Consider the following 9,312-nt stretch of genomic DNA (forward strand, 5'->3'; position numbering starts at 1 on the left):
TGGCAGGACATGCCCCTGACCGACGCCGCGCAGACCGTGCAGGTGTCGGCCTACCCGGACGCCTACGCCCAGTGGGAGCAGCAGGCCACCGACCTCGTCGGCCAGCACTGGAACAACTGACCCGCACCACCCGCGGAACACGCACACCAGCACCATGGCAGGGCGAAGACGACAGCAGGGCGAGGACGACAGCACGGCACAGGCACCGCACGACACCGACCGCTGGCCGGCACCCAGATCCGTGGTGTCGGCCAGCGGCGTACCCCGGTCAGTTTTTGTGGTTGTGGGTGCGCCAGATATCGATCAGCGCGGCGATCAATGCGAGCGCGATGATGCCGCTGGCGAGCATGAGGGACTGTTCGAAGGCGTTGGTCCAGTCGCCGTGGCTGTCGGCCAGCCTGGAGAAGAACAGCGAGCCGACGGCGGCGATGCCGGCGGCGGCGCCGATCCGCTGGCCGGTCTGGAGCATGCCGGCGCCGCTGCCCGCCTGATCGACAGGCACCTCGGAGAGGGTGATCGTCTGGTTGGGGGCGATCACCAGTCCGCTGCCGATGCCGGCGACCAGCAGGGGGCCGGCGGTGACCCAGGGCGCTGGGGCGTCCGGGAAGAGCCGCAGTGCGATAACAGTGGCTGCCAGTCCGACTACGACGGTGAGCAGTCCGATGGCCACGAGTGGTCGGCCGAAGCGGTTGACGATGCGGCCACCGAGTACGGCGGCGGCCGCCGAGCCCAGGGCGAAGGGGGTGATGGCCAGGCCGGCGACGAGGGCGCTGTAGCCGAGCCCCATCTGCAGGAACAGGGTGAAGATGAAGAAGATCGCGGTGAAGCCGCCGAAGTAGACGAGCGCGAGGATCGAGCCCAGCGTGTACGACTGGAAGCTGAACAGCCGGAGGTCGAACAGGGGCTGGTGCTGGCGTGCGTACCGTCGTTCCCAGAGCCCGAAGGCGACCAGCACGGCCAGGCCGGCCGGGATGAGCGCCCACTTCCAGGGGGTCCGCCACTGCTGTTCCTGCACCAGTGGCAGCAGGATCAGGACCACACCGACGCCGAGGAGAAGGACGCCGAACGGGTCGAGTCGACGCCAGCCGGGTTGACCGGTGGGGCGGCCGGGTAGCAGCCGCCAGCCGAGGATCACCGCGAGGACGCCGACCGGCACGTTGACGAAGAAGACCCAGCGCCAGCCGTGTTCGTCGCCGCCGACGGCGATGAGTAGCCCGCCGAGCAGCGGTCCGACGGCGGTGGAGATGCCGATGGTGGCGCCGAGCAGCCCGAACGGGCGGGCGCGTTCGGGCCCGCGGAACAGTTGTTGGATCAGCCCGATGACCTGGGGGTTGACGATGCCGGCGGCGGCGCCTTGGAGTAGTCGGGCGATGACCAGCCAGGTCGGGGAGGTGGCGAGGCCGGCGAGCGCGCTGGTGATGGTGAACAGCGCGATGCCGAAGACGAACGCGTTGCGTCGACCGCGGGCGTCGCCGAAGCGGCCGGCGGGGACCAGCGCCAGGCCGAAGGTGAGCGCGTACCCGGAGAGGATCCACTGCAGGTCGCTCGGTGACGCGTGCAGCGCCCGGTCGATGGAGGGAACGGCCACGTTGACGATGCTCACGTCGAGCAGCGTCATGAAGGCGGCGACGAGTCCGACGCCGACTGCCTGCCAGCGTCGTCGGTTCTCGGCCGCTGTCACCGGCTGCGGCGTCTGCGCCGCGCTCATCGCGCCCCCCGTCGACCCTCGGTCATGCATGGTTGACCGCTACCCGGGTCTTCGGGGGGCGAACCGTGCCGGTTGGTTCCGCGGGTCACGCCATCTGGCGGGCGCAGAACCGGGGACCGAAGTCGAGGCCTGCCATCGGTGAGTCCTCGCGGTGCAGCAGGCCCTTCTCGGTGAGCAGGTGCAGGGGGCTGCCCACCTGTTCCTCGGTGAGCCCGGATTCCTCGGCGATGAGGTCCGGGTAGGGCACCTGCCCGCGTGCCTCAAGGGTGGTGACCGCCTGGTACACCCGTTGCTCGGCCTCCGACAGTTGCACCTGCTGCATGGTTCCTCCTTGTGCTCGTCCGCCACTGCGGTGGCGGTTGCCGTGCGCCGGTTACCCCCTCGGTGCCCGAAGATGCACACCCGATCGGGCGGTCACGGCGGCGGGCGGGTCCGGCGGTCGGGCCGGGGAGGTGCCCTAGGCTGCTTCCGTGATCGTTTGGGATCTCGTCGTCGTCGGCGCTGGCCCCGCGGGGCTGTCCGCGGCGCACGCCGCTGCCCGTGCTGGCGTCTCCACACTTGTCGTCGAGCGAGCCGTGCACCCGCGGTACAAGACCTGCGGTGGTGGCCTGATCGGCACCTCGCTGGCGGCCGTCCAGGATCGGATCGAGGTGCCCGCGCACGACCGGGTGGATCGGGTGACGTTCACCCGCGACGGCCGTCGGGAGTTCACCCGCCGCAACGGCAGTCCGGTGGTGACGATGGTGCGCCGCGAGGAGTTCGACGACCGGCTGCGCGCGGCGGCGGTGGCCGCGGGCGCGCAGCTGCGGGAGCGGGTCGCGGTCCGCGCGATCGAGCAGGACCTCGAGGGGGTACGCCTGCGGCTGGCCGACGGTACGACGATCGCGGCTCGTGCCGTGATCGGGGCGGACGGCTCGTCCGGGGTGACCGGCCGGCACGTCGGGGTCCGGTACCGGCAGGTGGATCTGGGTCTGGAGTTGGAGATTCCGGTGCCGCCCGTCGAGCAGCAGCGGTGGCGGGGCCGGCTGCTGTTGGACTGGGGTGCCATGCCGGGTTCGTACGCCTGGGTCTTTCCCAAGGGTGACCGGCTGACCGTCGGTGTGATCGCCGGGCGGGGGGCGGGGGAGGGGACCCGCGACTACCTGCGGCGGTTCGTCGACCGGTTGGGTCTGGCCGGGTTGCCGGCGGAGCACGACTCCGGTCACCTGACCCGTTGTCGGGCGGAGGATTCACCGTTGCGCAACGGCCGGGTGCTGGTCGTGGGGGATGCGGCGGGGTTGCTGGAGCCGTGGAGCCGGGAGGGCATCAGCTTCGCGTTGCGCTCCGGCGAGTTGGCCGGGGCTGCGGTCGCTGGCGGTGATCTGGCCGGGTATGAGCGGGCGGTGGCTGAGCGTCTGCTGCCGGAGATGCGGGCGGGGTTCCGGCTGCTCGACGTGTTCACCCGTCGCCCGGACGTGTTCCACGCCCTGTTGGCGACTCCGCCGGGCTGGCGGATGTTCGTGCAGTTCTGCCAGGGGCGGGCGAGCTTCGACGAGATGCTGCGCCGCCGCCCGATCCGGGCGGCCCTCGCGGTGCTCGACCGGGTGTCCCAATCATCGCGCCAGGCCACCACCACTCACCCAGGATCCTAGGACGCCTTACAGGGTGTGTGCCCGGCTACTGGTGCCGACCGCCGTGAACGGCAGACAATCACAGCGGAGCAGGAGGAGGCGCTGATGCCCGAGCAGCCGTTCACCGACGACGAGTACGCGTTTCTGCGCCACGTGCGGTTCGGGGAGTTGCCGCCCGCCGTCCGTCCCGACGAGCGGGTGGCCCTGACCGAGACCGATCCCGGGCGCGACCGGCCGGAGGAGTCTGAGGACCCGATCCGCTGGAACGTGCAGGGCTGAGAACGCGCGACGGGCCGCGGGTGTCGCCACCCACGGCCCGTTCGTGATGCGCTGCCCTCAGAAGACGGGCACGCCCTCGCGTACCAGACGCCAGTTCGGCTGGAAGAAGTCGGCCGGGTCGATCGTCCCCCTGGCCTGCGCCCAGTCGATGAGCAGCTGACGGATCTCCTGCTGCGCGTTGTAGACCTGGGTCTTCACGATGCCGGGGAAGTTGCCGCCGCCGCTGCGTCGGTAGTTGTTCACCGCCACCACGAACTGGGCGTTCTCCGCCACCGGGGTATCGGTGCCGGCCAGCACCAGGCGGGTGATCCGCTGCCCGACCGGCTTGGAGATGTCGATGTCGTAGTCCAGGCCGGAGAAGACGTCGTAGTTGTAGTCCGGCACCGCCGGGTCGCTGATCTGCTCCGGGTCGACCGGGGCGCCCGGCGCGAACGTACGGAAGTACTTCGCCGAGTACTCCAGGTACGCGCGCACCTCGGCACCGCTGAGCACTACCGCCTCGAGGGTGTTGTCGTACACGTACAGGCCGGCCACGTCGCGGATCTTCACGTCGCCGGCCGGGAAGACGGCGGTCCGGCTGAACGGCGCCGCTATCGACAGTACCGGCAGGTCCGCGTATGCCGTACCGGCCAGCGCCGCGCCGACCACCTCGGTCTGCACGTGGTTGATGAAGTCCAGGATCGGCGTGTCCTTGTACCGCGACTCCGCCGCCGACAACTCCACAGTGGACGTCGCGACGACCTGGTTGACGTACGCCACTGTCTTCTGGTGCTGGGCCCGCACGGCGGCGAGCACCTTCGGGTCCTCGACCACAGTGTTGGTGTTCAGCATGGTGGCGGCCTTCTTGGTGATCGTCCACCGGCCACGCTCACGGGTGAGGGTGAAGTCCATCCGGGTGAGCCGCTGGCCCCACTTCGACGGCTCGGAGAGCAGCACCTGCGTGCCGGTGCGCTCGTTGGTGACGAACCGCTCGACGACCTCGTTGTGCGCGTGACCGAAGAGGATCGCGTCGATCCCGGGCACCTGCTCGGCGATCAGCGCCACCGGGTTCTCGTTCGGCAGCTCCGGGCCGTAGCTGGAGGTGCCGCTGTCACCGCCGTGCGCCGAGATCAGCACGAGGTCCGCGCCGCGGGCCCGCATGATCGGCACCCACTTCGCGGCGGTCGCGATCATGTCGTCGAAGCGCAGCTTGCCGTCGACGTTGCCCTTGTCCCAGATGGCCACACCGGGGTTGGTCAACCCCAGGATGCCGACCCGCAGGGTCGGCGCGGCGAAACCGAGGGAGACCTTCTTGATGACGTACGGCAGGAAGGCCGGCTTGCCGGTCTTCGCGTTGACGGCGTTCGCGGCGAGCGCCGGGAAGCCGAGCTGACGGATCCACAGGTCCAGCAACGGCAGGCCGTAGTTGAACTCGTGGTTGCCCAGGGTCACCGCGTCGTAGTCGATGACGTTCATGGCCCGTGCCATCGGGTGCTTCTCCCCGGTGGCGGTGATCGGCTCCTGCTTGGCGTAGTACGTCGCGAGGGGCGTGCCCTGGATCGTGTCGCCGGCGTCGAGCACCAGCGTCGCCTTGCCGCGCCGTTCCCGACGGATCTGGTTGATCAGAGTCGCCAGCTTCGCGACGCCGATGTCGTTCTGCTTGCTGTCGTCGTACTCGGCGTCGCGGTAGTAGTCCCAGTTGTAGACGTTGCCGTGCGTGTCCGACGTGCCCAGGAGGGTGAGGTCCCAGGTGCGCGGCCGGGCCGGGCCGGCCGCCTGCGCGGGCGCGGCGGCGATCAGCGGGGTCGTCGCCGCTGCTGCCGCGGCAACGAGCACCTGGCGGCGCGACGGGCCGGAGGGAGAGGTCATGACGTGCCTTTCCATGGGGGTGGACGCGCCTCGTGAGCGCCTTGCGCACCATAACCAGCACCCGGCACCACCGCCACGGCAGCCCCGATCGTTGCGGCGGTTTCCGCAGGCCGACGCGGGGTAGGGCGGTCAGGGACGGCATTCGTGGGAGAGCGCCGCTTCCCGCGCCCAGCAAGGAGAGTTTTCAGTGAGCGAGGATCAGCACACCCAGCAGGACCCGACCAGCCAGTACGGGCAGCAGTCCGGCCAACCCGCACAGCAGCAGTCAGCGCCCGGCTCGACCGGGGAGATGACCCCGAGGCCGGACCACGGGGAGGAGTCGTACCGGGGCAGCGGCAAGCTCGACGGCAAGCGGGCGCTGATCACCGGCGGTGACTCGGGGATCGGCCGGGCGGTCGCGATCGCCTTTGCCCGGGAGGGCGCGGACGTGCTCATCTCCTACCTCGGTGAGGAGGAGGACGCCGACGCCCGGGAGACCATCCGGCTGGTCGAGGCCGCCGGCCGGCGAGGCGTCGCGGTACGCGGTGACATCACCGACGAGGCGCACTGCCAGGAACTGGTCGACCGGGCGGTACGCGACCTGGGCGGCCTCGACATCCTGGTCAACAACGCGGCGTACCAGATGTCGCAGGACAAGGGGATCCTCGGCATCAGCACCGAGCAGCTCGACCGGGTGTTCAAGACCAACCTGTACGCGATGTTCTGGCTCTGCAAGGCCGCCATTCCGCACCTGGCAGAGGGGTCGGCGATCATCAACACGTCGTCGATCCAGGCGTTCGACCCGTCGCCGCAGTTGCTGGACTACGCCACCACCAAGGCGGGGATCGCCAACTTCACCAAGGCCCTCGCCGCCGACCTGGCCGAGCAGGGCATCCGGGTCAACGCTGTCGCACCCGGCCCGGTGTGGACGCCGCTGATTCCGTCCACCATGCCGGAGGAGAAGGTGAAGCAGTTCGGCACCGACACCCCGGAGGGGCGTCCCGGGCAGCCGGCTGAGCTGGCGCCCGCGTACGTCTTCTTCGCCTCGCAGGAGTCCAGCTACGTGACGGGCGAGATCCTGGGGGTCACGGGCGGTCGACCGACCAAGTGACCCGCCGTCGGGTGGGCGTCCGCTCGGGGCGCCCCCCGACGATCCGCCGTATGCGCGCGGCTTGTCGCTGTGGCCTTCTTCGCGCGGTCCTTCCTCGCGCGGTTCTTCCTAGCGCGGTTCTTCCTCGCGTGGTTCTTCTTGGTCTGGCCTGTTCGTGTGGCTCGGTGGTCAGCGTGGCCAGGCGGCGAAGCGTTGCCGGATCTCGGCGACGTCGGCGGCGCCCAGGCCGTACCGGCCGAAGCGCTGGTCGGAGAGCCGGTCCAGGTAACGGCCGGCGGCGCGCACGTCGTCCGCGTCCAGCGCGGGGTCGACCTGCCGTGCCAGGACCAACAGCTCGGTCACGTCGTAGTGGTCGAGGGCCGCTGCCACGTCGATGAAGTCGCGAACCTCCCGCCGGTTGACCAACGCCGCGATCTTGTTCGCCACCAGGTCACGAACGTCCATCACCGGGCCGAGGTCCATCACCACCGGACTCTGCTGGCGGTCCAACCGGGCGAGGCTGAGCCGGATCTGCCGTCCGTCGCGGCTCACCACGAAGTCCTTCATGTCCTGCTCGTACCCGTCGAACAACTCGGCCAGATCACTGTCCGGGTCGGCGTCACTGACGATGAACCCGGCCCGCTCCAAGGCCACCCGTACCCCGGCGGACGCCGCCGCCGCGGCACCCTCCACGTCAGCGAAGAGGTCGACGTCCTCCGTCGGTCGGGCGACCAGCCCGTGCGCCGCCCAGGCCACCCCACCACCCAGAACGAACCGGTACGGCCCGGCGGCGGCCAGCGCCACCCGGGCCACCTCCCGGTAGAACTCGTGCAGATGAGGTTCGATCACGCCGCGCGCAGGCCGCGGTGCCGGCTCTCCCACGCCTGGCGTACGCCCCGAGGCAGGTTGAGCAGTCGCCACACCCGACGCAGCGTCCGTCCGTTGATCAGGGCGCGCAGATCCTCGGCCCGAGTGGTCTCGCGAAGCACGTTCTCGTACATCCAGAGCAACTGGTCCGGGTCTCCGAGATCGAAGGTGCGCTCGGCGTTCCACATCAGCCGTACCGGCAGCTCCACCACACCTCCGGTAGGGCCGGCCAGCTCCGCGAGCGTCCGCGCCACCACGGCGGGGCGACCCGGGCGGGCCAGAAAGGCCACGCCGGTCGCGGTGGGGGAGACGGCCTGCATGGTGTCAGGGTAACGCCCACCAGAGCCGGTGTCGCTCAGGTCGATCCCAGCGCGCTGCTCCAGGCGGCTGGCCTGACCCTCATCACCTCCAAGTTCGTCCGGTTTGCGCGCAGTGGCGCGCTCGGTCGGTTCGTGATCGACACGGGTTCCTTGAAGTCGGGGCGTCCCGGCGTCCGGGATGCCCCGACTTCCGTGAACCCGAGTGGATCACGCGGGGTGGGGGGCGATTCGATGCCTTGGACGCAGCGTTGGATGGGTGGTTTGTCGTTTAGTGGGTGTTTGTGGGGTGTGGCCGGGTGCACTCGTGGGCTGGAATCGTGGCCGGGGCGGGGTCGTTACATACCCTGACGATCGCAGCACCACCGACCCGCCGCCCGACCCACAGGGCTGGTCGCGCGGGCTGGAATGCCAGCCTCCACCCGGTCGTTACGGTCCCCGCGAACGACCACCTGGCACCGCCTCGATGAGGGTGCCGACGGGCGGGCCGATCCCGGAATGACCCCGGCCCCCGGGTCGTTGCAGTCCCCACGACCGACCACCTGGCATCGCCACGATGAGGGTGCCAGCAGGTGGGCCGACCCCGGAATGACCCCGGCCCCCGGGTCGTTACACAGGGTCCCGGCGCCACGAGCCCTCGCTCGCCAGGTCGCCGACAGCGTCACCCCAGACTTTTCCCCCTTTGTATGTGCAGCGCCGGACGAGGTGCTCGCACCCTGCCGCCGTCCCCCTTGGTGGTTGGGGTGTTCTACCCCCGAAGGAGCTACCCCTCATGAACACGATCTTCCGTAAGAGCATGCTGTCTGTTGCTGGTCTCGCGTTCGCCGGTGGTGTGTTCGCCGGCCCGATCGCCGCCCACGCCAACCCGGTGGACGCCAAGCCCACCGCCGTGGCCGTGCAGTCCGCGGCGCCGAAGCCGCAGGGCGAGCAGTCGCACATCAGCCTCAACGACGAGCAGACCGCGAATGTGAAGGCGATCATCGCCGCGACGAAGAAGGCCGGTCTGCCGGAGCGGGCCGCGGTGATCTCGATCGCGACGAGCCTGCAGGAGTCGAAGCTGGAGAACCTGGGCCATCTGGGCGATATGAACGATCACGACTCGTTGGGTTTGTTCCAGCAGCGCCCGAGCTCGGGTTGGGGCACCCCGGAGCAGATCACTGACCCGGAGTACGCGACGACGGCGTTCCTCAAGGGTTTGAAGCAGGTCGACGGGTGGCAGGACATGGCCCTGACCGACGCCGCGCAGACCGTGCAGGTGTCGGCCTACCCGGACGCGTACGCCCAGTGGGAGCAGCAGGCCGCCGACCTGGTCGGCCAGCACTGGAACAGCTGACCACCAGCACCACCGCACGACACCGACCGCTGGCCGGCACCCGCAACCCCGGGTGCCGGCCAGCGGCATTTCCGTTTCCGTGCGGCAGGCAGATGCTCGCTGGTTTCGCCGCCGGGAGCGGGTGTCGTGGTCGTGAGGCGACCGGCGGTGCAGCGAGGTGACGCGGGACGGTTCGGCGGCTTGCGGGGAACAACGCGGGGGGCGGGCTGGTTGTGGACAGTGTCGGTGTGACTCAGTGTCCCCGGGCCTCACCTAATATCGCCCTCGCGGAATACCGTTCG

Annotated in this window: 9 protein-coding genes; 4 read left to right on the forward strand and 5 right to left on the reverse strand. The window is 70.0% G+C overall.

The window, feature by feature from the left end:
- Positions 1 to 268 precede the first annotated feature (268 nt).
- Together AB0B94_RS33130 and AB0B94_RS33135 are read right to left on the reverse strand one after the other, a co-directional pair.
- Positions 269 to 1,708: an MFS transporter gene (locus AB0B94_RS33130; RefSeq protein WP_357289875.1), complete on the reverse strand. Its 1,440-nt coding sequence runs from the start codon at positions 1,706 to 1,708 to the stop codon at positions 269 to 271.
- A gap of 85 nt (positions 1,709 to 1,793) precedes the next feature.
- Complete coding sequence (locus tag AB0B94_RS33135; protein WP_030491902.1) at positions 1,794 to 2,030, reverse strand: hypothetical protein; 237 nt, start codon at positions 2,028 to 2,030, stop codon at positions 1,794 to 1,796.
- Positions 2,031 to 2,178: 148 nt separating this feature from the next.
- Here AB0B94_RS33135 and AB0B94_RS33140 point away from each other — a divergent pair, with 148 nt between their 5' ends.
- Both AB0B94_RS33140 and AB0B94_RS33145 read left to right on the forward strand, forming a co-directional pair.
- The gene (locus AB0B94_RS33140; RefSeq protein ID WP_357289877.1) at positions 2,179 to 3,339 is read left to right on the forward strand and encodes a geranylgeranyl reductase family protein; all 1,161 of its coding nucleotides are present in this window, start codon (positions 2,179 to 2,181) and stop codon (positions 3,337 to 3,339) included.
- 84 nt (positions 3,340 to 3,423) lie between these two features.
- Positions 3,424 to 3,597 carry a hypothetical protein gene (locus tag AB0B94_RS33145; protein WP_357289879.1) on the forward strand — a complete coding sequence of 58 codons (174 nt, stop codon included), beginning with the start codon at positions 3,424 to 3,426 and terminating at the stop codon, positions 3,595 to 3,597.
- A 57-nt stretch (positions 3,598 to 3,654) separates the two neighbouring features.
- On the opposite strand, the gene AB0B94_RS33150 is transcribed toward AB0B94_RS33145, so the two are convergent.
- Positions 3,655 to 5,445: a 5'-nucleotidase C-terminal domain-containing protein gene (locus AB0B94_RS33150; RefSeq protein WP_357289881.1), complete on the reverse strand. Its 1,791-nt coding sequence runs from the start codon at positions 5,443 to 5,445 to the stop codon at positions 3,655 to 3,657.
- Positions 5,446 to 5,632: 187 nt separating this feature from the next.
- Between AB0B94_RS33150 and AB0B94_RS33155 the strand changes: the two genes are divergently transcribed.
- Positions 5,633 to 6,535, forward strand: coding sequence for an SDR family oxidoreductase (locus AB0B94_RS33155; RefSeq protein ID WP_357289883.1), 903 nt, complete (start codon positions 5,633 to 5,635; stop codon positions 6,533 to 6,535).
- Between the two features lie 168 nt (positions 6,536 to 6,703).
- Here the strand turns inward: AB0B94_RS33155 and AB0B94_RS33160 are convergent, their stop codons facing one another.
- Both AB0B94_RS33160 and AB0B94_RS33165 read right to left on the reverse strand, forming a co-directional pair.
- A complete protein-coding gene (locus AB0B94_RS33160; protein ID WP_357289885.1) occupies positions 6,704 to 7,363 on the reverse strand; it encodes a nucleotidyl transferase AbiEii/AbiGii toxin family protein in 660 nt (219 codons plus the stop codon).
- Positions 7,360 to 7,701, reverse strand: coding sequence for a hypothetical protein (locus AB0B94_RS33165; protein ID WP_357289887.1), 342 nt, complete (start codon positions 7,699 to 7,701; stop codon positions 7,360 to 7,362). The genes AB0B94_RS33160 and AB0B94_RS33165 overlap by 4 nt, the downstream gene beginning before the upstream one ends.
- Positions 7,702 to 8,470: 769 nt before the next feature.
- Here AB0B94_RS33165 and AB0B94_RS33170 point away from each other — a divergent pair.
- Positions 8,471 to 9,031 (forward strand): hypothetical protein, encoded by a 561-nt coding sequence (locus AB0B94_RS33170; RefSeq protein WP_357289889.1) that lies wholly within the window; start codon positions 8,471 to 8,473, stop codon positions 9,029 to 9,031.
- Positions 9,032 to 9,312: the final 281 nt, after the last annotated feature.

The sequence above is a fragment of the Micromonospora sp. NPDC048986 genome (assembly GCF_040649335.1).
Classification (GTDB): domain Bacteria; phylum Actinomycetota; class Actinomycetes; order Mycobacteriales; family Micromonosporaceae; genus Micromonospora; species Micromonospora alfalfae.